The 24,580-nt window shown below is 69.8% G+C and carries 21 protein-coding genes; 4 read left to right on the top strand and 17 right to left on the bottom strand.

Going from position 1 to position 24,580, the window contains the following annotated elements:
* Positions 1-29: 29 nt before the first annotated feature.
* The 8 genes from mltG (ABT294_RS38500) to ABT294_RS38465 form a co-directional block, all read right to left on the bottom strand.
* Complete coding sequence (mltG, locus tag ABT294_RS38500) at positions 30-1,184, bottom strand: endolytic transglycosylase MltG (protein ID WP_350811359.1); 1,155 nt, start codon at positions 1,182-1,184, stop codon at positions 30-32.
* A gap of 223 nt (positions 1,185-1,407) precedes the next feature.
* Positions 1,408-2,838 carry an endolytic transglycosylase MltG gene (mltG, locus tag ABT294_RS38495; protein WP_350811358.1) on the bottom strand — a complete coding sequence of 477 codons (1,431 nt, stop codon included), beginning with the start codon at positions 2,836-2,838 and terminating at the stop codon, positions 1,408-1,410.
* On the bottom strand, positions 2,835-3,317 hold the full coding sequence (gene ruvX / locus ABT294_RS38490) for a Holliday junction resolvase RuvX (protein WP_350811357.1): 483 nt from the start codon (positions 3,315-3,317) through the stop codon (positions 2,835-2,837). Before ruvX ends, mltG (ABT294_RS38495) begins: the two co-directional genes overlap by 4 nt.
* 1 nt (position 3,318) lies before the next feature.
* Positions 3,319-5,991 carry an alanine--tRNA ligase gene (alaS, locus tag ABT294_RS38485; protein WP_350811356.1) on the bottom strand — a complete coding sequence of 891 codons (2,673 nt, stop codon included), beginning with the start codon at positions 5,989-5,991 and terminating at the stop codon, positions 3,319-3,321.
* Between the two features lie 20 nt (positions 5,992-6,011).
* Positions 6,012-6,242 (bottom strand): hypothetical protein, encoded by a 231-nt coding sequence (locus tag ABT294_RS38480; RefSeq protein ID WP_350811355.1) that lies wholly within the window; start codon positions 6,240-6,242, stop codon positions 6,012-6,014.
* Positions 6,239-6,613 (bottom strand): DUF948 domain-containing protein, encoded by a 375-nt coding sequence (locus ABT294_RS38475; protein ID WP_350811354.1) that lies wholly within the window; start codon positions 6,611-6,613, stop codon positions 6,239-6,241. The genes ABT294_RS38480 and ABT294_RS38475 overlap by 4 nt, the downstream gene beginning before the upstream one ends.
* Positions 6,614-6,801: 188 nt before the next feature.
* Positions 6,802-8,043, bottom strand: coding sequence for a replication-associated recombination protein A (locus ABT294_RS38470; RefSeq protein ID WP_502912201.1), 1,242 nt, complete (start codon positions 8,041-8,043; stop codon positions 6,802-6,804).
* 69 nt (positions 8,044-8,112) lie between these two features.
* Positions 8,113-8,595 (bottom strand): DUF2231 domain-containing protein, encoded by a 483-nt coding sequence (locus ABT294_RS38465; protein WP_350811352.1) that lies wholly within the window; start codon positions 8,593-8,595, stop codon positions 8,113-8,115.
* Between the two features lie 171 nt (positions 8,596-8,766).
* Here ABT294_RS38465 and ABT294_RS38460 point away from each other — a divergent pair, with 171 nt between their 5' ends.
* Positions 8,767-9,654 (top strand): peptidylprolyl isomerase, encoded by an 888-nt coding sequence (locus ABT294_RS38460; RefSeq protein WP_350811351.1) that lies wholly within the window; start codon positions 8,767-8,769, stop codon positions 9,652-9,654.
* A gap of 52 nt (positions 9,655-9,706) precedes the next feature.
* On the opposite strand, the gene aspS is transcribed toward ABT294_RS38460, so the two are convergent.
* From aspS to ABT294_RS38445, 3 genes are read right to left on the bottom strand one after another with little or no spacing between them, the layout of a single operon-like run.
* Positions 9,707-11,443 carry an aspartate--tRNA ligase gene (aspS, locus tag ABT294_RS38455; protein ID WP_350811350.1) on the bottom strand — a complete coding sequence of 579 codons (1,737 nt, stop codon included), beginning with the start codon at positions 11,441-11,443 and terminating at the stop codon, positions 9,707-9,709.
* The gene (gene hisS, locus ABT294_RS38450) at positions 11,440-12,699 is read right to left on the bottom strand and encodes a histidine--tRNA ligase (RefSeq protein WP_350811349.1); all 1,260 of its coding nucleotides are present in this window, start codon (positions 12,697-12,699) and stop codon (positions 11,440-11,442) included. The genes aspS and hisS overlap by 4 nt, the downstream gene beginning before the upstream one ends.
* Positions 12,699-13,379 carry an MBL fold metallo-hydrolase gene (locus ABT294_RS38445; protein WP_350811348.1) on the bottom strand — a complete coding sequence of 227 codons (681 nt, stop codon included), beginning with the start codon at positions 13,377-13,379 and terminating at the stop codon, positions 12,699-12,701. Before ABT294_RS38445 ends, hisS begins: the two co-directional genes overlap by 1 nt.
* A gap of 138 nt (positions 13,380-13,517) precedes the next feature.
* Here ABT294_RS38445 and ABT294_RS38440 point away from each other — a divergent pair, with 138 nt between their 5' ends.
* The 3 genes from ABT294_RS38440 to ABT294_RS38430 all read left to right on the top strand — a co-directional run bounded on the left by ABT294_RS38440 (position 13,518) and on the right by ABT294_RS38430 (position 16,946).
* Positions 13,518-14,396, top strand: coding sequence for a peptidylprolyl isomerase (locus tag ABT294_RS38440; RefSeq protein WP_350811347.1), 879 nt, complete (start codon positions 13,518-13,520; stop codon positions 14,394-14,396).
* Positions 14,397-14,458: 62 nt separating this feature from the next.
* Positions 14,459-15,688, top strand: coding sequence for a DUF349 domain-containing protein (locus ABT294_RS38435; RefSeq protein ID WP_350811346.1), 1,230 nt, complete (start codon positions 14,459-14,461; stop codon positions 15,686-15,688).
* A gap of 151 nt (positions 15,689-15,839) precedes the next feature.
* Entirely contained in the window at positions 15,840-16,946 is a 1,107-nt protein-coding gene (locus ABT294_RS38430; RefSeq protein WP_350811345.1) for a cupin domain-containing protein, read from the top strand.
* A 9-nt stretch (positions 16,947-16,955) separates the two neighbouring features.
* Here the strand turns inward: ABT294_RS38430 and ABT294_RS38425 are convergent, their stop codons facing one another.
* The 6 genes from ABT294_RS38425 to ruvB all read right to left on the bottom strand — a co-directional run bounded on the left by ABT294_RS38425 (position 16,956) and on the right by ruvB (position 24,431).
* The gene (locus ABT294_RS38425) at positions 16,956-19,145 is read right to left on the bottom strand and encodes a RelA/SpoT family protein (RefSeq protein WP_350811344.1); all 2,190 of its coding nucleotides are present in this window, start codon (positions 19,143-19,145) and stop codon (positions 16,956-16,958) included.
* Between the two features lie 175 nt (positions 19,146-19,320).
* Complete coding sequence (locus ABT294_RS38420) at positions 19,321-19,842, bottom strand: adenine phosphoribosyltransferase (RefSeq protein ID WP_350811343.1); 522 nt, start codon at positions 19,840-19,842, stop codon at positions 19,321-19,323.
* 120 nt (positions 19,843-19,962) lie between these two features.
* On the bottom strand, positions 19,963-20,943 hold the full coding sequence (gene secF, locus ABT294_RS38415; RefSeq protein ID WP_350811342.1) for a protein translocase subunit SecF: 981 nt from the start codon (positions 20,941-20,943) through the stop codon (positions 19,963-19,965).
* A 1-nt stretch (position 20,944) separates the two neighbouring features.
* Positions 20,945-22,744 (bottom strand): protein translocase subunit SecD, encoded by a 1,800-nt coding sequence (gene secD, locus ABT294_RS38410; RefSeq protein WP_350811341.1) that lies wholly within the window; start codon positions 22,742-22,744, stop codon positions 20,945-20,947.
* Positions 22,745-22,787: 43 nt separating this feature from the next.
* Positions 22,788-23,189, bottom strand: a complete 402-nt coding sequence (gene yajC / locus ABT294_RS38405; RefSeq protein WP_350811340.1) for a preprotein translocase subunit YajC — start codon at positions 23,187-23,189, stop codon at positions 22,788-22,790.
* A gap of 210 nt (positions 23,190-23,399) precedes the next feature.
* Positions 23,400-24,431, bottom strand: a complete 1,032-nt coding sequence (gene ruvB / locus ABT294_RS38400) for a Holliday junction branch migration DNA helicase RuvB (RefSeq protein WP_350811339.1) — start codon at positions 24,429-24,431, stop codon at positions 23,400-23,402.
* Between the last annotated feature and the right edge of the window lie 149 nt (positions 24,432-24,580).

Here is a 24,580-nt window from a genome sequence, read left to right as displayed (position 1 = left end):
GGATGCCTGGTCTCGCGGCGGGTCGGTGTTCAGCCGCCGTTCTGGCGGAGTTCGTTCAGCAGGACCTGGAACTGGGCGTCCGTGGTGGCGAACTTGGTGACCTTGCTCTTCGGGTCGGTGGCGACGAAGAAGAGCCAGTCGCCCTTGGCGGGGTTCAGCGCCGCCTCGATCGCGTGGTCGCCGGGGTTGGAGATCGGGCCGGGCGGCAGGCCGAAGTACTTGTAGGAGTTGTACTTCGTGTTGCTCTGCAACTGCGCGTTCGTCGCCGACGTGCGGTAGTCGTTCAGCCCGTACATGAGGGTGCTGTCCATCTTCAACTTCATCGGCGGCTTGTGCTCCAGCCGGTTGTAGATGACGCGAGCGATCTTGGGCATGTCCTCGTACCGGCCGGCCTCCGCCTGAATGATGCTGGCGATCGTCACGAGCTCCTGCGGGCTGTGCCCGAGGCTCTTGGCGCCGTCCTCCAGACCGACCTTCTCGGCCGTCGCGTTGAACCGCTCGACCATCGCCGTCAGCATCTCGGTCGCGGTCATCTTCGGCTGGAAGTCGTAGGTGGCGGGGAAGGCGTACCCCTCCAGCTTGCCCTTGGCGTACGACGGCAGGCCGAGGTCGCCGACGTCCTTGCTGGCTGCGACGAAGTCCTTCTCCGGCTTGCCGGTCTGCTTGGCGAGCAAGGTGAGCGTGTCGGAGAGCCGCCGCCCCTCCTCGATCCTCGCCTTGACGATCATCCGGTTGCCCGAGTCGAGCAGGGCCACCGCGTTCGCCGCCGACATGCCCTTGCGCAGCTTGTACTGGCCCGGGTGGAGCGAGGCGCTCTTTCCGGCGTTGCCGATCGCGTTGGTGAAGGCCCTGGCGCTGGCTACGACCCCCTGCCGCTCCAGCTCCACGGCCACGTCCGAGGCGGTCTGGCCGTCCTTGATCTCGATGAGCACCTCGCCGTTGCCCTGACCGGCGTAGTCGTCGGGGACCAGCGCGTCGCTCAGCCACAGGTAGCCGTAGTAGCCGCCGCCGCCGATGATGCCCGCCAGGACGATGAAGGCGAGCAGCGGGGCGATGAAGCCGCCCCGGTTGCGGCGCCGACGCCGACGGCGCCCGCCGCGTTTGGATGAACCGCGGGACCGGCCCCGAGTCCGACCTTCGTCGTCCTCGGCGCCGAGCAGGAAGTCCATGTCGAGATCGCTCATAGCTGCGCTGGCCAATCTCCCGGCACAACCGGACCGGCGTCAAGGGGGAGTGCCGAACCGTTCGTGGTCACCGGGTGGAACTGGGGGACCCGCCGGCCACGCGGTGACCGACGGAGCTCACTGTGGGTAGCCGAGCTCGGAGACAGAAAGAGCGCCCCGGCTCGGGGGCGCCGCATGAGGAGCCTCGTGCTCCCCTGCGGGACGGGGGGTGTCCCGGCGAGCATTACTTCGTCCCGAGGTTTCGGTTCAACTCTTCCCGGTATCTCACGAACTCGCTCTCTTTGTTAGTGAATTTGGTGATTCTATGCGCCGGATCCGTCGTGACAAACCAGCGCCAATCACCCTGGGCTGGATGCAAGGCCGCCGTCAACGCCTTCTCTCCAGGGTTGGAGATCGGTCCCGGCGGCAGCCCCTTGCGAGTGTAGGTGTTGTAGGGCGAAGCGATCCGGGTGTCACGCTCCGAAACCTTCAGGTGCCGCTTGCCCTGGGCGTACAGGACGGTGCTGTCGATCTGAAGCGGCATGCCGTGCTGGAGCCTGTTGTAGATCACTCTAGCGATCTTGGGATAGTCGTCGTCCTGGCCGGCCTCCGCCTGCACCATGCTGGCCACGGTGACGGCCTCCAACGGCGTCAGGTGCAGCTCTTTGGAACGTTCCTCCAGGTGCAGCTTCCGCGCCGCCGCGCCGAACCGCTCCACCATGGACGCGAGCAGGTCCACGGCCTTGTCGTCCGGCTCCACCTCGTACGTCGCCGGGTACAGGAAGCCCTCCAGGCCATGGGCGTACCGGGGCAGGCCGACGAGGGCGGGATCGACCGCCTGCAGCGCCTCCAGCGGCAGCCCCGACTGCTTGGAGATGCGCGCGAGCGCCTCGCTCAGCCACATCCCGTCGGGCAGCGTCACCCGCTTCACCAGCCGGGAGCTCGGAGCGAGCAGCATGTCGAGCGCGGCGCCCGCGGCCATGCCCTTCCGCAGCCGGTAGTGCCCGGGACGCAGCTTGTTGGCCACGGCCCGCTCCTCCGTGGCGTTCACGAACGACCGCGCGCTGGCCACCACTCCGGCATCGGCCAGCGCCGACCCGACGTCACCCGCGTTGGAGCCGGGCGCGATCCGGACGATGACCATGCCGGTGCCGCTTCCCTCGAAGTCGTCGGGCGTCAGGAGGGGCTTGAGCAGGGCGTATCCTCCAGCGCCGAACACGACGGCGGCGGCGGTCATCCCCGCCACGAACAAGCCGGCCCTCCGGACCGAGCCTGCGCGCCCGTCCCCGTCCTCGGAGCTCTCCTTGGCCCCTTGGCGATCCTGGTGAGACTCGGACGCGGCGGCGTCGCCGGTCTCGGGTGCGCTGTCAGGCGCCGGCGAGCCGCTGGTGGCCTCGGAGCCCGGCTCTGCCGTCGCCTGCGGGCGGTCCGGTCCGGTACGTCCCGGTTCGGGGCCGGAGTCCGGCTCTGCCGTCGCGGGCGAGCCGCTCGCCCCGGAACGGCCCAGCTCAGGGCCGGAGCCCGGCTCGGCGGTCGCCGGCGGGCCGCCCGCGCCGGAACGGCCCTCCTGGACGGAAGCGGACTCGCCGCCGTCCGCAGCGGGATCGCCCTGCTCGGCGGGTTGCTGCGGGTCCGGAGCGAACGGGATCAGGTCGTCGTCGGGAGTGCCGCTCATGACGCAGGTCCGTCGGCCGCCGGTGAGGGCGGATCGACGGGCCTGCCTGGTGGTCTGTCGGTGGCTCTTTCCGCGTCGAGGGCGTCCTGCAGGAGAACGACCGCCGCGGCCTGGTCGACGACGTTGCGCTGCTTCTTGGCCTTGACGCCGCTGGCCCGCAGGCCCTGCTGCGCCGCGACCGTGGTCAGCCGCTCGTCGAAGAGGCGGACCGGCGTCGGCGCGAGCCGGGCCGCCAGATCCGTGGCGAAGGCACGTGCCAGCGCGGCCGCCTGGCCCTCGCGCCCTGACAGTGAGGTCGGCAGGCCGACCACGACCTCGATCGCCTCGTGCTCCGCGACGATCGCGGCGATGCGGTCGAGGTCGCCCCGGCCTCGCCGGACCGTCTCGACCGGCGTGGCCAGCAGCCCCGATGGGTCACTGCGGGCCACGCCGACGCGTACGGAGCCGACGTCCACGCCGATCCGTGAACCGAACCGCATGTCAGCCGAGCTGCCCCGCGATGGTCTCCTGGACCAGCTGCAGCGCGTCGTCGATCGACTCCGGCCGTGTGCCGCCACCCTGCGCGACGTCGTCCTTGCCGCCACCGCCACCCCCAAGTGCCTTGGCGGCCACGCCGACCAGTCGCCCAGCCTTGAGCCCCCGGTCGCGCCCCGCCTCGTTCACCGCGGCTACGACCACGGGCCGGTCGGAGGGGACGCCGGCGATCACGATCATCGCCGGCCGGTCGGCTGGGAACCTGCCACGCACGTCAAGCGCGAGCTTACGCAGGTCATCGGCACCGGTGCCATCAGGCGCGCGGTGCGCCACCACGGAGACCCCGTGCACGTCACGGGCCTTGGCGGCCAGATCGCCCGCCACCTGGAGCACCTGCGCGGAGCGGAGCTTCTCCAGGTCCTTCTCTGCGGTGCGCAGGCGGGTGACGATGCCCTCGACGCGCTCGGGCAGCTCCTCGCGACGCGCCTTGAGCTGCTCGGTGAGCTGTGCCACCAGCAGGCTCTCGCGGGCCAGGAAGCGGAACGCGTCGATGCCGACGAGCGCCTCGACCCGGCGCACACCCGCGCCGACCGACTGCTCGCCGAGCACCTTGACCAGGCCGAGCTGGCCGGAGCTGTGGACGTGGGTACCGCCGCACAGCTCGCGGGAGTACTCGCCGATCTCGACGACGCGGACCTCGTCGCCGTACTTCTCGCCGAACATGGCCAGCGCGCCCATCGCCCTGGCCTCGGCCTGGGACGTGTAGAAGGCGTTGACCTTGAGGTCGTTGATCAGCACGGCGTTGACTTCGTCCTCGACCTCGCGCAGCACGCTCGCCGGGACCGCGCCCGACGCCGTGAAGTCGAAGCGGAAGCGGCCGGGCGAGTTCTCCGAGCCCGCCTGCGCCGCCGTCTCGCCCAGCGCGTTCTTGAAGCCGCGGTGCACGAGGTGGGTGGCGCTGTGGCTGCGCGAGATCGCGCGGCGGCGCTCGACGTCGATCTCCGCGTGCGCCTCTTCGCCGAGCTTGACCTCGCCGGCGCGGACCTTCCCGCGGTGCACGAAGAGCCCGGCGAGCGGCTGCTGCACGTCGAGGATCTCGACCTCGCCGCCGCCGGTGCGGATGACGCCCTGGTCGGCGAGCTGGCCGCCGCCCTCGGCGTAGAACGGGGTGCGGCCGAGCACGAGCTCGACCGTGGTGCCCGCGCCGGCGGCGGGCACCGGGACGCCGTCGACCAGGATGCCGGCGATGGTGGTGTCGGCCTCGGTCAGGTCGTAGCCGAGGAACTCGACCTTGCCCGCCTTCTCCAGCAGCTGCCCGAAGACGGAGATGTCGGCGTTGCCGGTCTTCTTGGCCGCGGCGTCGGCCTTGGCCCGCTCCCGCTGCTCCTTCATCAGGCGGCGGAAGCCCTCCTCGTCGACCTTGAGCCCCTGCTCGGCCGCCATCTCGAGGGTGAGGTCGATCGGGAAGCCGTAGGTGTCGTGGAGCTGGAACGCCTGGTCGCCGGAGAGCGTGCCGCCCGACTTGCGCTTGGTCTCTTCCACGGCGACGTCGAAGATGGCGGTGCCGGTGCGGAGCGTGCCGAGGAAGGACGCCTCCTCGGCGTCGATGACCGCGTGGATCTGCGGGGCGTCGGTCTTCAACTCGGGGTACTGCTCACCCATCACGTCGATGGCGACGTCGGTCAGGTCGTGCATGTACCTGTCGTCGCCGGAGCCGAGCAGGCGCAGGTTGCGCACCGAGCGGCGCAGGATGCGGCGCAGCACGTAGCCGCGGCCCTCGTTGCTGGGCAGCACGCCGTCGGCGACGAGCATGGTGCCGGTGCGGACGTGGTCGGCGATGACCCGCAGGCTGACGTCGGCGCGCGGGTCGCGGCCGTAGCGGGTCTTGGTGAGCTCGGCCGCCTTGTCGAGGATCTTGTAGGTGGTGTCGATCTCGTAGATGTTGTCGACGCCCTGCAGGATCGCCGCCATGCGCTCCAGGCCCATGCCGGTGTCGATGTTCTTGCTGGGCAGCTCGCCGGCGATGTCGAAGTCGACCTTGTTGCGGACCTCGCCCAGCTGGTCCTGCATGAAGACGAGGTTCCAGACCTCCAGGTAGCGGTTCTCGTCGGCGATGGGACCGCCGTCGCGCCCGTACTCGGGGCCGCGGTCGTAGTAGATCTCCGAGCAGGGGCCGCCGGGGCCCGGCACGCCCATGTGCCAGTAGTTGTCGGCCAGGTCGCGGCGCTGGATGCGGTCGAGCGGCAAGCCGATCTTGTTGTGCCAGATGTCGAGCGCCTCGTCGTCGTCGAGGTAGACGGTCGCCCAGAGGCGTTCGGGCGGGAAGCCGAAGCCGCCCTCGGATTCGGACCTGGTCAGCAGCTCCCAGGCGAACGGGATCACTTCGGACTTGAAGTAGTCGCCGATGGAGAAGTTGCCCAGCATCTGGAAGAAGGTCGCGTGCCGGGTGGTCTTGCCGACCTCGTCGATGTCAGGAGTGCGTACGCACTTCTGGGCGGTGGCCAGCCGGTTCGCCGGAGGCTTGCGCTGCCCCAGGAAGTACGGCTTGAACGGCACCATACCCGCGTTGACCAGGAGAAGCGTTGGGTCCTCGGCGATCAGGCTGGCCGAGGGCACGACCTTGTGCCCACGCTCCTCGAAGAAGCGCAGGAAGCGGCGGGCGATCTCTGCCGACTCCATGATGGCCATCCTTTGCGTTGCTAGTTGTTGTTGTCAGAGTTGTCGAGACCGAAGCGCGCTCGCAACTCGGTTTCGCGCTCCGCGGCCTCGCCGAGCGCTTCAGAGGTAAAGTCTCTCACCCGCGCGAGCATGCCCACGGCGCCGGCGGCCGTGCGGCGGGCGACGTGGTTGGGGTGGAGGGCCTGCAGCCTGCGCATCACCCACAGCGTGATGAGCGCGCCGAGCGACAGGTAGAACAGCCGTCTGATCATCGCCGTTGCCCCGCCCTGCGCGGCCTGCGCGCCTCGATGGCCCGGCGGATGCCGTAGCTCAACGACGACACCTTGATCAGCGGCCCGGTGAAGATGGTCTCGGCCACCGCGCTCAGCTTGGCGGCGTGCCCGCTGACCTGCTTGACGTCTCTGGCGATGGCTTCGACGGCGACCAACTGCCTGTTGGTCTCGTTGACGGTGACGCTCACGTCGTCGAGCAGCGGCGCCACGCGCTCGCTCAGGTCGGAGACCGCCTTGGTGGTCTCGGTGAGCAGCCTGGCGAGCTTGACGAGCACCATGGCGAGCACGCAGACCAGGACCACCCAGCCCGTGGCGGCGATCAGCCCGGCGACCTCTCCAGCGGTAAGCATCCGCTCATCTCCCTCGTACGCTGGGCCGGAACGGCAAGAACCCTATCGCGTTCGGGCGACAACATTGCTGAGGACGCCGTCCTTGATCAGGATCCCACTCCGGCGCGGCAGCCCGCGAACGGCCCTGATCTCGGACGCGACCAGCCGCGCGGCCCGTGGGAACGCGGGCCGGCGCGGAGCGCCGTGGGTCAGGAGCCTCGCAGGAAGTCGCGGATCCTGGCCCAGCGGTCGGCGATGGGCGCCTCGGCGCCGTGCTTGGTGGGCTCGTAGTAGCGGCGCTCGCGCACCTGCTCGGGCGCGTAGTCCTGGCGGACCAGGCCGTGGTCGAAGTCGTGCGGGTACTTGTAGCCGTCGCCGTGGCCGAGCTTGGCGGCGCCCGGGTAGTGCGCGTCGCGCAGGTGGCCGGGGACCTGGCCGATGAGGCCGCGCCGGACGTCGCCGATCGCGGCCCCGATCGCCTTGACGACGGCGTTGGACTTGGGCGCGAGGGCGCAGTGGATGACGGCGTGCGCCAGGTTGATCTGCCCCTCGGGCAGGCCGATGAGCTGGACGGCCTGGGCGGCGGCGACCGCGGTCTGCAGGCAGGTCGGGTCGGCCATGCCGACGTCTTCTGAGGCGAAGATGACGATGCGCCGGGCGATGAAGCGTGGGTCCTCGCCTGCTTCGATCATGCGGGCGAGGTAGTGGAGGGCGGCGTCGGCGTCGGAGCCGCGCATCGACTTGATGAACGCGCTGATGACGTCGTAGTGCTGGTCGCCCTGCCGGTCGTAGCGGACGGCCGCCTTGTCGACGGCCTTCTCCACCACCTCGACGGTGATGTCGTCGGCCAGCAGGGCGGCGGCTTCCAGGTAGGTCAGGGAGCGCCGGGCGTCGCCGCCGGCGAGCCGGACGAGATGGTCGAGGGCCTCGGGGGCGAGCGTGGCGCGTCCGCCCAGGCCGCGCTCGTCGGCCACCGCGCGTTCCAGGACGGCGCGGACGTCGTCGTCGGTCAGCGACTCCAGCGTGAGCAGCAGCGAGCGCGACAGCAGCGGGGAGATGACGGAGAAGAACGGGTTCTCGGTGGTGGCGCCGATGAAGGTGACCCAGCGGTTCTCCACGGCGGGCAGCAGCGCGTCCTGCTGGGCCTTGTTGAAGCGGTGGACCTCGTCGACGAACAGCACGGTCTGGCGGCCTGTCATGCCCAGCTCGCGCCGGGCGCTGTCGATGGCGGCGCGGACGTCCTTCACGCCGGCCGAGACGGCCGAGATCTCGACGAAGCGGCGCTTGGTGACGTTCGAGACGACGTAGGCCAGCGTGGTCTTGCCGGTGCCGGGAGGGCCCCACAGGAAGAGCGACATCGGCGCCTCGCTCTCGACGAGCCGGCGCAGCGGCGTGCCGGGGCCGAGCAGGTGACGCTGGCCGATGACCTCGTCGAGGGTGCGCGGGCGCATCCGCACCGCGAGGGGTTGCGGGGTGGCCTCCTCAGCCGCCGAATCGAACAGGCTATCCACAACGCGAGATTACACGCCCCACACGGCTCTGGCTCCCGAGTCACCGGCGCGGAAGACGTAGTAGCCGGCCACCAGGGCGAGCAGCACCGTGACAGCCGACAGGGCCTGCGTGACCGGGCGGCCGAACCTGTCGGACCCGATCGAGTTGCGGCTCGGGCTGGTGGCGTAGACCAGCAGCAGCGTCGCGACGGCCAGGCCGAGCGTCGACAACAGCAGCGGGTTGGCGAAGCTCTGGTGGATGGAGATGCGCGTCCCGATGGCCGCGTCCACGGAGCCGAAACGGGTCGCCTTGAGGCTTTCGCCGCTCTCCTTGGCCGCGAAGACCGCCACGGGCGCCGCCAGGGAGAGCAGGACGACCGCCCACGCGAGGAACTGTCGCCGGCGGGGCATCAGCGTGTAGGCCAGGGCGACGGCGACCAGCAGCGGGGTCAGGACCACGGCGAAGTGGATGATCAGCGGATGTGCCGGCAGGCCGAGGACTTCGTCGAACATGTCAGGGCTCCCTAGTTGTTCTCATTTCAACTACGAATCCCAGCACGATACGGTTCGCGCCCCGTCTGATCCCACTGAGCGGTTTTCGTCACTTACGTCCAGCACATTCAAGGGCCGGTAGCATTCGCGGAGTTGTTTGGTCATGTGTAGGCAAAGTTGGAGGACATACCGGTGAGCGGCGACGACCGCCAGAGCGAGCTGGCGCGGGAGCACAAGGAGCGGCAGGCGCAGCGCGCGGCCGAGCAGGCCGCGAAGGCCAGGCGGAACACCTTCATCGGCGCGGGCGTGGCCGTGGTCGTGGTGGCGGGCGGCATCTTCGCGGTGACCACCCTGGTCAACAAGGACACCGGCAAGAAGGTGGCGGCCGAGAGCACGCCCTCGGCCAGTGCCAGCACTCCCGCCGTGCCGACTCCGACGACCGCGGCCCCGAAGAAGAAGACGGGCCCGGTGACCTGCACCTACAAGAGGGACGATTCCGGCGTCCCGTTCAAGTACGTCGGCATGCCCGGCAAGAAGCCCAACATGAAGCTGAAGACGATGACCGTGAGCACCAACCACGGCGACATCGTCATCGACGTCGACCCGGCGGCCACCCCCTGCTCGGTCAACTCGATGGCCTTCCTGGCCAAGAAGGGCTTCTACAACAACACCAAGTGCCACCGGCTGGCGACCCCCGAGACGTCGGGCCTGTTCCTGCTGCAGTGCGGCGACCCGAAGGCCAAGGCCGACGGCAAGAACCCGACCGACGGCCAGGGCAACGCGGGCTACGTCTTCCCTGACGAGAACGTCGGCATCCCCTACAGCAAGGGCGTCGTGTTCCTGACCCAGCCGGCGGAGGCGTCAGGCCAGAACAGCAGCCAGTTCGGCATCTCGCTGTCGGACGAGAACGCGCAGCTCGACCCGCAGCTGTCGGTGCTCGGCATGGTCCGCTCCGGTCTGGACATCATCGAGCAGGTCGCCAAGGACGGCGTCATCGTCAGCGACCAGGACATCACGGGCGACGGCGGCTCGACCGCTCCGAAGAACCCGGTCATCATCAAGAAGGTCACGGTCAGCTAGACGCGACGAGGGGCAGGCGTCGTACGGGCGCCTGCCCCTCGTCATGCCCGGGTCAGCCCTCGTTCTTGGGCTGGGCGTCGACGCCCGCCTCCTTGCGCTGCTCCGCCGTGATGGGCGTGGGCGCGCCGGTGAGCGGGTCGAAGCCGGAGGCGGTCTTCGGGAAGGCGATCACGTCGCGGATCGACTCGCCCTTGGACAGCAGCATGCAGATCCGGTCCCAGCCGTAGGCGATGCCGCCGTGCGGAGGCGGGCCGTACTTGAATGCCTCCAGCAGGAAGCCGAACTTGCTCTCGGCCTCCGGCTTGGAGATGCCGAGCACCTCGAAGACCCGCTGCTGCATCTCGGCCCGGTGGATACGGATCGAGCCGCCGCCGATCTCCATGCCGTTGCAGACCATGTCGTAGGCGTAGGCGAGGGCCTCGGCCGGGTGGTCCTGGAAGGTGTCGGCCCACTCCGGCTTGGGGCCGGTGAACGGGTGGTGGACGGCCGTCCAGCCGCCCTCGCCGTCCTCCTCGAACATGGGCGCGTCGACGACCCACAGGAACGACCACTGCGACTCGTCGATGAGCCCGCAGCGGCGGCCGATCTCCAGCCGGGCCGCGCCGAGCAGGTCGCGCGAGGCGTTGCGGGCCCCGGCGGCGAAGAAGATCGCGTCGCCCGGCTTGGCCTGGACGGCGACGGCCAGGCCATCGAGCTCCTCCTCCGACAGGTTCTTGGCGACCGGGCCGCCGAGCGTGCCGTCGTCCTGGACCAGCACGTAGGCCAGCCCCTTGGCGCCGCGTGAGCGCGCCCACTCCTGCCAGGCGTCGAGCTCCTTGCGGGTCTGCTTGGCGCCCTCGGGCATGACGACCGCGCCCACGTACTCGGCCTGGAAGACGCGGAAGGTGGTGTTGGCGAAGTAGCCGGTCATGTCGACGAGCTCCTGGCCGAAGCGCAGGTCGGGCTTGTCGGAGCCGTAGCGGGCCATCGCGTCGGCGTACGTCATGCGCGGCAGCGGCATGGGGATCTCGTAGCCGAGGATCTCCTTCCACAGCCGCCCGATCAGCTTCTCGCCGACCGCGATGACGTCCTCCTGGTCGACGAAGGACATCTCGATGTCGATCTGGGTGAACTCGGGCTGCCGGTCGGCGCGGAGGTCCTCGTCGCGGTAGCACTTGGCGAGCTGGTAGTAGCGCTCCAGCCCGGCCACCTGGAGCAGCTGCTTGAACAGCTGCGGCGACTGCGGCAGCGCGTACCAGTTGCCCGGCTGGAGGCGGACCGGAACCAGGAAGTCGCGGGCGCCCTCGGGCGTGGAGCGGGTCAGCGTCGGGGTCTCGACGTAGACGAAGCCGAGGTCGTGCATCACGTCGTTGGCCAGGTAGGTGGCCTTCGAGCGGGTGCGCATCGCGGCGGCCACCTGCTGGCGGCGGATGTCGAGGTAGCGGTACTTGAGCCGGGCCTCCTCGGAGACGCCGACGTTGCCCTCGATCGGGAACGGCAGCGGCGCCGACTCGCTGAGCACCTCGACCCGCTCGGCCACGACCTCGATCGCGCCGGTCGGCAGCTCGGGGTTGGCGTTGCCCTCGGGCCTGACCCTGACCTCGCCGACGATCTTGACGCAGTACTCGGCGCGCAGGTCGTGGGCGTGGTCCTCCTCGCGGAAGACCACCTGCGCCGAGCCCGAGGCGTCGCGCAGGTCGATGAAGACCACACCACCGTGATCACGGCGTCTGGCCACCCATCCTGCGAGCGTCACCTGCTGGCCGGCGTGCTCCTCGCGGAGCGACCCTGCCGTATGCGTGCGGATCACTGCACTTTCCCCTTCAAGACGTCGACGACCTGGGCCAGCGGCACCTCGGTCTGCTCAGCGGTGGTCAGGTCTTTCAGCTGGACGGCCTGCGCCGCCAGGTCACGCTCGCCCAGGATCAGCGCGTACCGGGCGCCGGAGCGGTCGGCGCCCTTCATCGCGCCCTTGAGCCCCTTGCCCCCATAGGCCATGTCAGCACTGATGCCCGCCTGGCGCAGCTCGGTGGTGAGCAGGAACATCCGGCGGCGGGCGTCGTCACCCAGCGGGACACCGTACACCTCGACGCGGCGCGGCGCGCTCTCGCCCAGCAGCCCCTCGGCCTCCATGGCCAGGAAGGTGCGGTCGACGCCGAGCGCCCAGCCGACGCTGGGCAGCGGCGGGCCGCCCAGCATCTCGCTCAGCCCGTCGTAGCGGCCGCCGCCGCCGACGGCCGACTGCGAGCCGAGGCCGCCGTGCACGAACTCGAACGTGGTGCGCGTGTAGTAGTCGAGCCCGCGCACCAGCCGGGGGTCGTCCTCGAAGGCGACGCCCACGGCCGTGAGCAGCGCGCGGACCTCCTCGTGGTAGGCCTTGCAGGCCGCGCAGAGGTGGTCGACGACCAGGGGCGCGCCGGTGAGCTGCGCCTGCACCTCGGGCCGATTGTCGTCGAGCACCCGCAGCGGGTTGATCTCGATGCGTGCCCTGGTGTCGGCGTCGATGTCGAGCCCGCGCAGGAACTCCTGCAGCGCGGCCCGGTAGGCGGGACGGCAGGTACGGTCGCCGAGCGAGTTCAGCAGCAGCGTGACGTTCTTCAGCCCGAGCCCGGCGAAGCCCTCGGCGGCGAGCATGATCAGCTCGGTGTCGAGCGCCGGATCCTCGGAGCCGAGCGCCTCGGCTCCGACCTGCCAGAAGTGGCGGTAGCGCCCCCTCTGGGCGCGCTCGTAGCGGAACTGGCTGCCGGAGTACCACAGCTTGACCGGCAGCTGTCCGTTGTGCAGGCCGTGCTGCAGGACGGCGCGCACCACCGACGCGGTTCCCTCCGGCCGCAGCGTCAGCGAGCGGCCCGCCTTGTCGGGGAAGGTGTACATCTCCTTGGAGACGATGTCGGTGGACTCGCCCACTCCCCTGGCGAACAGCTGGGTGTCCTCGAAGACGGGTGTCTCGACGTAGCCGTAGCCCGCCCGCCGTACCGGGGCGACCAGGGCCTCGCGTACGGCGAGGACCTGCTCGGAGCGGGGCGGCAGCCAGTCGAAGGTGCCCTTGGGTGCTTGGAAGCTCATCAGATCCCTCGTGTGGGACCGGCGTGCGGCGCGGCCTCCTTGAGATAGGGGTTCGTGGCGCGCTCGTGGCCGATCGTGGTCTTTGGTCCGTGGCCCGGCAGGACGACCGTATCGTCAGGCAGCGGCAGGCACTTTTCGGCCAGGCTGCGCAGGATCGTCAGGTAGTCGCCGCCCGGCAGGTCGGTGCGGCCTATGGAGCCGGCGAACAGCAGGTCGCCCGCGAACATGATCTCGTCAGCGGGCAGCCGGAAGCTCACCGACCCCCTGGTATGGCCGGGGGTGTGGTCGACCACGAACCGCAGGCCCGCGAGCTCGAGCACGGCGCCGTCGGACAGTTCTCTGACGTCGTCGGGCTCGCTCAGCGTGAGGCCGCCGAACAGCTCCGAGCTGGTGGCGGACCAGCCCGCGGCCGGGTCGGTCAGCAGGTGGCGGTCGTCGGGATGGATCCAGGCCGGCACGTCACGCGCGCCGCAGACCGGGGCCACCGACCAGACGTGGTCGAGGTGGCCGTGCGTCAGCAGGACGGCGACCGGCTTCAACCGGTGCTCGCGCAGCATCTCCTCGACACCGTCGAAAGCGTCCTGACCTGGGTCGACGATCACGCACTCCTCGCCCGACGCGGGCGCGACGGCGTAACAATTGGTCTGGAACGCCCCTGCGGGGAAGCCTGCGATGAGCATCTGCCTCAGCTGATCTCGTCAAAAAGCCAATGGGAATGTAACCGAAGGGTACCGGTGCGGGTCGCCGGGCTGCGAATCATTACCCGTTGGCCGATACGATTCGCCCACCTCAGTTGATTGACTATGGGAGGCAAAGCGGTGGCCACGGGGAAGGACCGGCAGAAGCAGCTCGCACGCGAGCACCACGAACGGCAGATGGCACGCCGGATCGAGCGCGAGCAGAAGGCCAAGCGCACGGCGATCATCGGCTCCACCGTGGGCGTGGTGGTCGTGGTGGGCGGCATCGTGGGCGCGGTCGCGCTGCTGAACGGGGGCGACACACCGACCGACGCGGCGGCCTCGCCGCAGCCGTCGGCCTCCACGTCCGAGTCCGCCTCGGCCACACCGGCCGCGGCGCCCAAGGGCTTCGACGCGAAGACCAGCACCTGCGACTACGCGGCCGACACGGCGGGCGGTGTGGTCAAGGACGTGGGCAAGCCCCCGGCCAAGGTCAGCGTCAAGCCGGCCACCAAGACGCTCACGTTCGCCACGAGCCAGGGCGACATCGTGGTCGAGCTGAACAACGCCAAGGCGCCGTGCACGGTCAACTCGCTGGAGTTCCTGGCCAAGAAGAAGTACTACGACGGCAGCAAGTGCCACCGGCTGGGCAGCGACCAGTTCCCGATGCTCCAGTGCGGCGACCCGACGGCCAAGGCCGACGGCAAGAGCCAGACCGACGGCCAGGGCGGCCCCGGCTACGTGATGGCCGAGGAGAACCTCCAGGGCGCCACGTACAAGCGCGGCGTGATGGCGATGGCCAAGACCTCCGCGCCCGGCAGCACCGGAAGCCAGTTCTTCCTGGTGTACGGCGACACGGGGCTTCCCGCCCAGTACACCCCTGTCGGTACGATCACGAAGGGGCTGGACATCCTTGACAAGGTAAACAAAGCAGGCGTCATCACCCCCGGCCCGGACGGCACGGGTGCGCCGAAGGAAACCGTCGAAATCAAACACGTGACAATCTCTGGCAAGAGCTGACGTAATACAAACTAGGGACATAGGTGTCCCGAAGGGTCTGATGGAAAGTGCGGGAGGACACGGTGAGCACCGACCCGTGGGGCCGGGTAGACGACGACGGCACCGTCTACGTGACAACGGCCGAGGGAGAACGGGCCGTCGGGTCCTGGCAGGCAGGTGAACCCGAGGAAGCTCTGGCGTACTTCCATCGCAAGTACGACGAGCTCGCCGGCCAGGTGCAACTGCTGGAGCAGCGGGTCAAGGGCACCGACCTGGCCCCGGCGCAGGCCGAGGCCGGCATCGCCAAGCTGCGCGAGGCGGTGGCCGACGCGCACGCGATCGGCGACCTGGCGGCCCTGACGACCAGGCTCGACGCCCTGTCGGAACTGGTCGTCCACCGCCGCGAGGAGGTCAAGGCCGCCCGCGAGCACGCGCGTGTGGAGGCCAGGGCGGTCAAGGAGCGCATCGTCGGCGAGGCCGAGCGCATCGCCGACGAGACCACTCATTGGAAGTCCGGCGGCGAGCGCCTGCGCCAGCTCGTCGAGGAGTGGAAGGCGGCCGACCGCATCGACCGGGTCACCGAGGCCGCGCTGTGGAAGCGGCTGTCGGCCGCCCGCACCGCCTTCGCCAAGCGCCGCAAGCAGTACTTCGCGGGCCTGGACGAGCAGCGCGAGGTCATCCGCGCGGCCAAGGAGGCCATCGTGGCCGAGGCCGAGGCGATCGCCGGCTCGACCGACTGGGGCGAGACGGCGGCCGTCTACCGCGAGCTGATGCAGCGCTGGAAGCACGCCGGCAGGGCCTCGCGCGAGGCCGAGGACGAGCTGTGGGCGCGTTTCAAGGCCGCCCAGGACGAGTTCTTCCAGGCCAGGTCCGCGGTCTTCGCCGAGCGCGACGCCTCGCTGGCGGCCAACGCGGTGGCCAAGGAGGAGCTGCTGGCCGAGGCCGAGAAGATCCTGCCGGTCACGGACGTCCGCACCGCCAGGTCCGCGCTCCGCTCCATCCTGGAGCGGTGGGAGGCCGCCGGCCCGGTGCCGCGCGAGCAGCGCGACCGGCTCGAGGGCGGGCTGCGCAAGGTCGACGACGCCGTGCGCAAGGCCGAGGACGCCGAGTGGAAGCGGTCCAACCCGGAGGCCAGGGCCCGCGCGCAGAGCACGGTCGACCAGCTGCGCACCTCGATCGAGCAGCTGGAGAAGCGCCTGGCGAAGGCTCAGGCGGCCGGCCGGGCCAAGGACGTCAAGGAGGCCGAGGAGGCCATCACGGCCCGCCGCTCCTGGCTGGAGGAGGCCGAGCGGACGCTCGCCGAGTTCAGCTGACCTCTCGTGGGTCTCCGCGGGCGAAGGGGGTCGCCTGCGGACAACCGACAGCCCGGGTCCGCGAATTTCCCCGGTTTTTGCGTCCGCCATCCCGAGTATTGACCGTTACGGACATGGCGCCGTGGCCCGGTCGCGCGTCTAAAGTGACGGCATGGATCCGGTGACCGACGCGCGTGCCCTGGTCGACGAGCTGTTTCCGGACGCGTTGTACGCCTTCCTGGGCGGCAGCGCGTTGACCGACCGGCGCACCGCGACCTCCGACCTGGACGTGGTCGTCGTGCTCGACGGCCCGGTCACCTCCTACCGCGAGTCGCTGCGGTGGCGCGGCTGGCCCGTCGAGCTGTTCGTGAACAACCCGATCAGCCTGTCAGCGCGCCTGGACGCCGACTTCGCGCGGGGCCGCCCCTCCCTCCCCAGGATGTGTGCCGACGGCGTCGTCCTGGCAGACCGCACCGGTGGCACGGCCACCACCCTCCAGGAGGCCCTGCGTGCCCGTCTGGAGGCCGGTCCGCCGCTCCCCGCCACCGGAGACCTGGAGCGGGCCCGCTACGCCCTCACGGACCTCCTGGACGACCTGTCGGGTGCGACCGACCCCGGCGAGCAGGCGTTCATCCGCTGGGAACTCGTCCAGGACACAGCCAGGCTGGCGCTGACCGCCGCCGGCCACTGGCACGGCGGCGGCAAGTGGCTGCTGCGCGAGCTGCGCGCGCACGACCCCGCGCTGGCCGCCGACCTGCTCGCGGCCGCCGAGGACCCGGTGCGGCTCGCGGCGGTGGCCGTCAGCGTGCTGGACCGGGCGGGAGGCCGCCTGTGGGAGGGCTACCGCGCCGAAGGCGACCCGTTCCACCTGCGCCTCACCCACCTCACCCCGGGCGGGCTCAGCGCCGAGACGGCCCAGAGCTCGGGCATGCGGCGCCTGGCGGCTGTCAGCGGGGCCACGGCCGGGTCGAGCCGCCTGTGGATGGGCCAGACCCACGTGGCCCCGGCCACCCGATCGGCCGACCACCACCACGGCGCGTCGGAAACGGCGATCTACGTGGTCAGCGGCACCCCATCGTTCGTCTTCCTGGACCCTGACGACGGAACCGAGACCCGGCTGGAGACCGCGCCGGGCGACTACGTCTACGTGCCGCCGTACGTGCCTCACCGCGAGGAGAACCCCGACCCGTCGCAGGAGGCGGTGGTGGTGATCGCCCGCAGCACCCAGGACACGATCGTGGTCAACCTGCCGGACCTGAAGTGGCCCCACCTCGGGTGAGGGCGCGGCTCAGCCGCCCGCGCCGCTGACGCGGTACACGTCGAACACGCCCTGGATGCTGCGCACGGCCTTCAGCACGTGACCGAGATGCTTCGGGTCGCCCATCTCGAAGGTGAACTTGCTGATCGCCACCCGGTCGCGCGAGGTCGTGACGGACGCGCTCAGGATGTTCACGTGCTGGTCGGAGAGCGTGCGGGTGACGTCGGAGAGCAGCCTCGGCCGGTCGAGCGCCTCGACCTGGATCGCCACCAGGAACACGCTGTCGTCGCCGGGCGACCAGCTCACCTCGACCAGCCGGTCGGGCTGCTCCTTGAGCTGCTGGACGTTGGTGCAGTCGGCCCGGTGCACCGACACGCCGTGCCCGCGCGTGACGAATCCGACGATCTCGTCGCCCGGAACCGGCGTGCAGCACTTCGACAGGCGCACCCACACATCGGCGTCGCCCGCCACCACCACGCCGGCGCCGCCGCCCCTGGGACGGCCGCGCAGCCGCGTCGGCAGCGACGTCTCGGCGATGTCCTCCTCCGCGCTGTCGACGCCCCCGATGGACGCCACCAGCTTCTGCACGACCGACTGGGCGGCGATGTGGCTCTCTCCGACGGCCGCGTACAGCGCCGACACGTCGGGGTAGCGCAGGTCGCGGGCGAGCGCCAGCAGCGCCTCGCCGGACATCAGCCGCTGCAACGGCAGGCCCTGCTTGCGCATCGCCCTGCCGATGGCCTCCTTGCCCGCCTCGATCGCCGTCTCGCGGCGCTCCTTGGAGAACCACTGGCGGATCTTGTTGCGGGCGCGCCCGGACTTGACGAACTTCAGCCAGTCGCGCGACGGGCCCGCGTCGGGCGACTTGGACGTGAAGATCTCCACCGTGTCGCCGTTGCCCAGCCGCGACTCCAGCGGCACCAGCCTGCCGTTGACCCGCGCGCCGATACAGCGGTGACCGACCTCGGTGTGCACGGCGTACGCGAAGTCGACCGGGGTCGCCCCCTCGGGCAGCGCGACCACCTGGCCGCGCGGCGTGAACACGTACACCTCGGAGACCGACAGGTCGAAGCGGAGGGACTCGAGGAACTCGCCCGGGTCGGAGGTCTCCTTCTGCCAGTCGAGCAGCTGGCGCAGCCAGGCCATGTCGCTGCCCGGCTTGACCTTGCCGGCCACGCTGGGGGCGCCGACCTCCTCCTTGTACTTCCAGTGCGCGGCCACGCCGTACTCGGCCCGGTGGTGCATCGCGTGCGTGCGGATCTGCAGCTCGACCGGCTTGCCCTCGGGACCTATCACCGTGGTGTGCAGCGACTGGTACATGTTGAACTTGGGCATCGCGATGTAGTCCTTGAACCTGCCCGGCACCGGGTTCCACCGCGCGTGGATCGTGCCCAGGGCGGCGTAGCAGTCGCGGACGCTGTCGACCAGGACCCGGATGCCCACCAGGTCGTAGATGTCGTCGAAGGCGACGTCGCGGGCGATCATCTTCTGGTAGACCGAGTAGTAGTGCTTCGGCCGGCCCTTGACCACCGCGCGGATCCGCGCCTCGCGCAGGTCGCCGGAGACCTTCTCGATGACCTCCTGCAGGAACAGGTCGCGGCGCGGGGCCCGCTCCGACACCATGCGCGCGATCTCGTCGTAGCGCTTGGGGTAGAGCATGGCGAAGGCGAGGTCTTCCAGCTCCCACTTGATCGTGTTCATGCCCAGCCGGTGCGCCAGCGGCGCGAAGATCTCCAGCGTCTCGCGCGACTTCTGGTGCCGTTTGTGCTCGGGCAGGTAACGCATGGTGCGCATGTTGTGCAGCCGGTCGGCCAGCTTGATGATCAGGACGCGGATGTCGCGCGACATGGCGACGACCATCTTGCGGACGGTCTCGGCCTGCGCGGCGTCGCCGAACTTCACCTTGTCGAGCTTGGTGACGCCGTCGACCAGCGACCCGATCGTGTCGCCGAAGTCGGAGCGCAGCTCCTCCAGGCCGTAGGCGGTGTCCTCGACCGTGTCGTGCAGCAGTGCCGCGCACAGGGTCTCGTCGTCGGTGCCGAGCTCGGCCAGGATCGTCGCCACGGCCAGCGGGTGGGTGATGTACGGGTCGCCGCTCTTCCGCTTCTGGTCGCGGTGGTGGTAGGCGGCGACGTCGTAGGCACGCTCGACGAGGCGCAGGTCGGCCTTGGGATGAGTGGCGCGGACGGTCCTGAACAATGGCTCGAGCACCGGGTTCATGGCCCCACCCCCAAAGCGCCGTCGACGCACCGCGGGCGCACCGGAGGCAGGCTCGGCATTGCCTGCCTCGGTTACGTCGGGCGCTACCACATCACGGGGCACACAGACTCCTTACGTTCGAGTCCAGGCCCTCCAGTGTATCCAGGCAGCAAACCCGGAGTTCCGCGGGACCGGCTCAGACGATCACCAGGGAGCGGGTGTCGACCCCCTGGAGGCGTTCGCGCCCCTTGAGGAAGGCCAGCTCCATCAGCACGGCGACGCCGACCACCTGGGCTCCGGCCCGCCGCAACAGCTCCACGGTCGCCTCGGCGGTGCCACCCGTGGCCAGCACGTCGTCGACGATGAGGACGCGCTCGCCGGGCGCGAACGCGTCGCGGTGCACCTCGATCGTCGCGGAGCCGTATTCCAGATCGTAGGACTCTTCAAGGGTTTCGGCCGGCAGTTTGCCCTTCTTCCGTACCGGGACAAATCCCGCTCCCGCCTGGTACGCCACGGGCGCGGCCAGGATGAAGCCGCGCGCCTCGATCCCGACGATCTTGTCAACCTCGAACAGCCCGGCCAACTCGTCGACGACGGCCGCGAACGCGCGGGTGTCGCCCAGCAACGGGGTGATGTCCTTGAACAACACTCCCGGCTGGGGGTAGTCGGGAACGTCCCGGATGTGTTCCAGGATCATCGCGCTCAACTCAGTCATCACCGCACTCCTTCAGCAATCAACGCGGGGTCCATCATGGCCCATCGCGTGCACTCCCTGCGCCCGGCAGCACGACGCCTCCGCCCCGGCAGGGACGGAGGCGTCGGTCGCGCCTGAGACGCGTCAGCCCTTGGCCACCGCGGCGCTCTTGGAGCCCTTACCGGTCGTGGCCTGGAGCCTGCGGGCGATCGCCTGGTACTTCGGCTCGCGCTCCTTGAGCGTCACCAGCAGCGGCGTGGCCACGCACAGCGACGAGTAGGTGCCGACGATCATGCCGACGAACAGCGCCAGCGACAGGTCCTTCAGGGTGCCCGCGCCCAGCAGCGTGGTGCCGATGAACAGGATCGCCGCCACCGGCAGGATCGCGACGAGCGAGGTGTTCAGCGACCTGATCAGCGTGTGGTTCAGCGCGTTGTTGGCCGCCATCGAGTACGTCTGCTTGGACGTCGTGCCGAGCTTGGCCGTGACCTCCTTGATCATGTCGAACACCACGACCGCGTCGTAGAGCGAGTAACCCAGGATGGTCAGGAAGCCCAGCAGCGTGGCCGGGGTGACCTCGAAGCCCGACCAGGCGTAGATGCCCGCGGTGATGATGAGGTCGTGGAAGAGGGCGACGATGGCGGCCAGCGCCATCTTCGGCTCGAACGCCATCGACAGGTACAGGATGATCGCGAGCATGAAGACGCCCAGACCGATCCAGGCCTTCTTGGACACCTCACCGCCCCAGGACGCGCCGATCGACTGGATGTCGACCTGGGTCGCCGGCACGCCGTATTCCTTGGCGACGGAGTTCTGCACCTTGGTGACGTCGGCCTCGGAGAGGGTCTCGGTGGTGACCCGCCAGCGGCTGCCCGCGCTCTGCACGATCGGCTGGTGCACGCCCTGGTCGAGGAAGTCGGTGCGGATCTGCTCGACCGTGGCCGACGGGGCCTTGAACGAGAAGACCGAGCCGCCCTTGAACTCGACGCCCAGGTTGAGCCCGTTGATCAGCAGACCGGCCAACGACACGATCAGCAGCAGGCCGGAAAGGCTGTACCAGAGCCTCCACTTGCCGACGAAGTCAACGTTGATCTCGCCGCGGTAGAGGCGACGCGCCAATCCCATCTCAGGCCTCCTGCGGGGTGGTCGTGCGGCCGCCGGCGGCTGCCGAGTCGGCGCTCATGCGTTCGGCGTCGAGGCCGGACAGCGGGTGCCCCTTGGCGAAGAACTTCACCCTCGCCAGCAGCGCGATGAACGGCTTCGTGAACAGGAACACCACCACGACGTCGATCAGGGTCGTCAGGCCCATCGCGAAGGCGAACCCGGCCACACCGCCGACGGCGAGCACGTAGAGCACGATCGCGGCGATGAACATGACGGCGTCGGCGATCAGGATCGTGCGCCGGGCACGGACCCAGGCCACCTCGACGGCCGCGCGGAGCGACCGCCGCCCTTCCTTCATCTCGTCGCGTATGCGTTCGAAGTAGACGATGAAGGAGTCGGCGGTGATGCCGATCGAGACCACCAGGCCGATGATGTGCGGCAGCGACAGCCTGAAGTTGGCGTTGTGGCCGAGGACGACCACCGCCGTGTAGGTGAGGATGGAGGCCACCACCAGGCTCAGCACGGCCACGATGCCCAGACCGCGGTAGTACAGCAGCGAGTAGACGACCACCAGGGCCAGGCCGATGACGCCGGCGATCAGGCCGCCCCTGAGCTGGTCCTGGCCGAGGGTCGAGGAGACCGTCTCGACGGAGCTGCGCTTGAACTTCAGCGGCAGCGCGCCGTACTTGAGCTGGTCGGCCAGCTCGTTGGCGCTCTGCTGGGTGAATCCGCCGGTGATCTCGGCGCGGCCGCCGGGGATCGGGCCGATGATGTTCGGGGCGGTGATCACGACGCCGTCGAGGACGACCGCGACCTTGTTGCGCGGCTCCTGGGAGTTGTAGGCGGCCGCGGTGAGCTTGCTCCACTCGGTGGCGCCCTTGCTCTTGAAGTCGAGCTGGACGAGCCACTCGGTGCTGCCCTGGCGCACGCCCGCGGAGGCCGTGTCGATGTCGGTGCCGACGACCTTGGCCACATCGAGCACGTACTTGACGCTGCCGTCGGTCTCGCAGGCGGCGATCTGCTTGTTCGGATCGTCCTGGACGCCCTGGCCGCGCTGCTTCGGGTCGGCGCAGTTGAGCTTCTTGAACTGCTCCAGCACGGCGGGGTCGATGCCGTCGGGGTTGATGCCGGCGTTCGGGTCCGCGGCGGGCTGCGACGGCTGCGCGGTGGGCGTCGGCGTCGCCTTCTGGCCCTTGCTTCCGTCCTTGGCCGGCTTCTGCTGGTCCGTCTGCTTCTTCGGCTGGTCCGTCTGCTGCTTCTGCTCGGTGGCCGACGGGGTCGGCGTCGGCGCGGTCAGCGCGGACGACAGCGCCTTACCGGTGGGCGAGGCGCTGGGCTGCGGAGCTCCGGCGGACTGGGACGTGGACGGCTTCGGCTGGCCCGACTGCGACGGCGACGTGCTCGGCTTGGGCGCCTCGGTGGTGAGCTGCTGCGGAGCCTGCGTGGCCTGCCCCGCGAGCACCTGACGGAAGCGGAGCTCCGCAGTGGTGCCGACCAGCTTGATGACCTCCTCCTGACCGGCGCCAGGTACGGAGATGATGATGTTGTCGCCGGACTTGGCGACCTCCGCGTCGGAGATGCCGGTGCCGTTGACCCGATCACGGATGATGCTCACCGCGCGGTCGAGGATCTCCTCGGGCGGCGAGGCGCCGTTCTGGAGCACGGGCGAGAGGGTCACCGTCGTACCGCCGGCGAGGTCGAGCCCCAGCTTGGGCGTGAACGCCTTCTGCAGGAACATCGTCCCGCCCAGGGCGAGGATGAGCGCCAGAAGCACCAGGAGCGTTCGCCCCGGCTTGCTGTGGCGGCTGGTCGGTCGGGCCACTGGTCGTCAGTTCTTTCAGATAGGAGTTTGTCGCAGAGCCTAGTCAGGACTGCTTCGAGTTCGAGCCCTGGTCGCCGTTGCGCTCCACGGTGGCCCCGGTCTCGTCGTGCGAGGTGTCGTCTTTGTCGTCCTTGTCCGCGTCCTTGGCCTCGTCGGCCTCGGGCTCAGCCGGGGCGTCACCCGGGGTGACGACACGGCCGATGGCGGCCTTCACCCAGCGCGTCTCGATCCCAGGGGCGACCTCGAGGATGACGTCCTCATTGTCCACCGCCACCACGGTGCCGAACAGGCCCGTCGTCGTCATGACCCGTGCGCCGGGAGCCAGCGAGTTCTGCATCTGAGCCGCCTCCTGCTGACGCTTGCGCTGCGGACGGATCAGCAAGAAGTAGAACACCACTACCAGAAGAATCAGCGGCAGGATGCTAGTGAGTTGTCCCATGTCCATGAGAGCGACCTTCCATAGCCGTACAAGAAGTTGACACCGGCCCCGCGCCGGAAATTCCGTGCGTTGCGTCGGGCCGCGCCGCTCAGCCCGTCAGCTTACACAGCCAGCCAAGCCACGGAGTGTAGGCCGTTGTTGCGAAACGCGGCAACGAGGCAGCGGTTCGGCGCGCGGGGAAGTTCCCGATTCGAAACGGTTGCAACCGTTCTGTAATCACTCGAAAAGCGCCGCTCCGAACGCATCTGGGGGCGGCGTCATGCCGAGATGTGCCCAGGCCGCGGCGGTGGCAACCCGGCCGCGCGGGGTTCGGGCGAGCAGCCCCTGGCGCACCAGGAACGGCTCGGCGACCACCTCCACCGTCTCGGGCTCCTCCCCCACCGCCACAGCGAGGGTCGACAGCCCCACGGGGCCGCCGCCGAACTTGCGCAGCAGCGCGCCGAGCACCGCCCGGTCGAGCCGGTCGAGCCCTTCGGCGTCGACCTCGTACAGGTTCAGCGCGGCGGCGGCGATGTCGCGGTCGATCACGCCGTCGGCCCGCACGTCGGCGAAGTCGCGCACCCGGCGCAGCAGCCGGTTGGCGATGCGGGGCGTGCCGCGCGAGCGCCTGGCGATCTCGTGCGCCCCCTCCCCGGGCAGGGGCACGCCGAGCAGCCTGGCCGACCGGTAGAGCACCTGTTCGAGCTCATCGACCTGGTAGAAGTCCATGTGGGCGGTGAAGCCGAAGCGGTCACGCAGCGGCGCGGGCAGCAGCCCCGCCCGGGTGGTGGCGCCGACCAGCGTGAAGGGCGCGATGTCGAGCGGGATGGCGGTGGCGCCCGGCCCCTTGCCCACCACGATGTCGACCCGGAAGTCCTCCATGGCGAGGTAGAGCATCTCTTCGGCGGGGCGGGCCATGCGGTGGATCTCGTCGATGAACAGCACCTCGCCCTCGGCCAGCGTCGACAGGATGGCCGCGAGGTCGCCGGCCCGCTCAAGGGCGGGGCCGGAGGTGATCCGGAGCGGCGCGCTCAACTCGGCCGCGATGATCATAGCCAGGGTGGTCTTGCCGAGCCCGGGGGAGCCGCTCATCAGCACGTGATCCGGTGGACGGTTGCGGCGCAGCGCGCTCTCCAGCACCAGTGACAGCTGCTCCCGCACCCGCCCCTGGCCGATGAACTCGCTGAGCTTCTTCGGCCGCAGCGCCGCCTCGATCTGCAGCTCGTCGCCCTCGGCGTCGGGCGACACCAGATCCCGCTCGAAACTCACGTCCGCACTCCCACCCGTTCGCAGCCGGAAGCCGGCGGTGCCGCCACACCCGGCTCGCCTGCCACCCCCGTCACACCAGTCTCCCCCACCCGTCGGCCCGCCGACGCCCGGCCGAGCGGGGCCTGCCACCGGACCGCCGTGGCGGCGGG

The sequence above is a fragment of the Nonomuraea sp. NPDC000554 genome (assembly GCF_040300065.1).
Taxonomy (GTDB): Bacteria; Actinomycetota; Actinomycetes; order Streptosporangiales; family Streptosporangiaceae; genus Nonomuraea.
The sequence above is the reverse complement of the archived record's forward strand: the minus strand, read 5'-3'. Positions and strand labels throughout refer to the sequence as shown.

Bases quoted from the DNA above. Each gene is read 5' to 3' on its own strand.
- mltG (WP_350811359.1), bottom strand. From the start codon at position 1,184: ATGAGCGATCTCGACATGGACTTCCTGCTCGGCGCCGAGGACGACGAA.
- mltG (WP_350811358.1), bottom strand. From the start codon at position 2,838: ATGAGCGGCACTCCCGACGACGACCTGATCCCGTTCGCTCCGGACCCG.
- ruvX (WP_350811357.1), bottom strand. From the start codon at position 3,317: ATGCGGTTCGGTTCACGGATCGGCGTGGACGTCGGCTCCGTACGCGTC.
- alaS (WP_350811356.1), bottom strand. From the start codon at position 5,991: ATGGAGTCGGCAGAGATCGCCCGCCGCTTCCTGCGCTTCTTCGAGGAG.
- ABT294_RS38480 (WP_350811355.1), bottom strand. From the start codon at position 6,242: ATGATCAGACGGCTGTTCTACCTGTCGCTCGGCGCGCTCATCACGCTG.
- ABT294_RS38475 (WP_350811354.1), bottom strand. From the start codon at position 6,613: ATGCTTACCGCTGGAGAGGTCGCCGGGCTGATCGCCGCCACGGGCTGG.
- ABT294_RS38470 (WP_502912201.1), bottom strand. From the start codon at position 8,043: ATGCGCCCGCGCACCCTCGACGAGGTCATCGGCCAGCGTCACCTGCTC.
- ABT294_RS38465 (WP_350811352.1), bottom strand. From the start codon at position 8,595: ATGTTCGACGAAGTCCTCGGCCTGCCGGCACATCCGCTGATCATCCAC.
- hisS (WP_350811349.1), bottom strand. From the start codon at position 12,699: ATGAGCTTCCAAGCACCCAAGGGCACCTTCGACTGGCTGCCGCCCCGC.
- ABT294_RS38445 (WP_350811348.1), bottom strand. From the start codon at position 13,379: ATGCTCATCGCAGGCTTCCCCGCAGGGGCGTTCCAGACCAATTGTTAC.
- ABT294_RS38430 (WP_350811345.1), top strand. From the start codon at position 15,840: ATGGATCCGGTGACCGACGCGCGTGCCCTGGTCGACGAGCTGTTTCCG.
- ABT294_RS38425 (WP_350811344.1), bottom strand. From the start codon at position 19,145: ATGAACCCGGTGCTCGAGCCATTGTTCAGGACCGTCCGCGCCACTCAT.
- secF (WP_350811342.1), bottom strand. From the start codon at position 20,943: ATGGGATTGGCGCGTCGCCTCTACCGCGGCGAGATCAACGTTGACTTC.
- yajC (WP_350811340.1), bottom strand. From the start codon at position 23,189: ATGGACATGGGACAACTCACTAGCATCCTGCCGCTGATTCTTCTGGTA.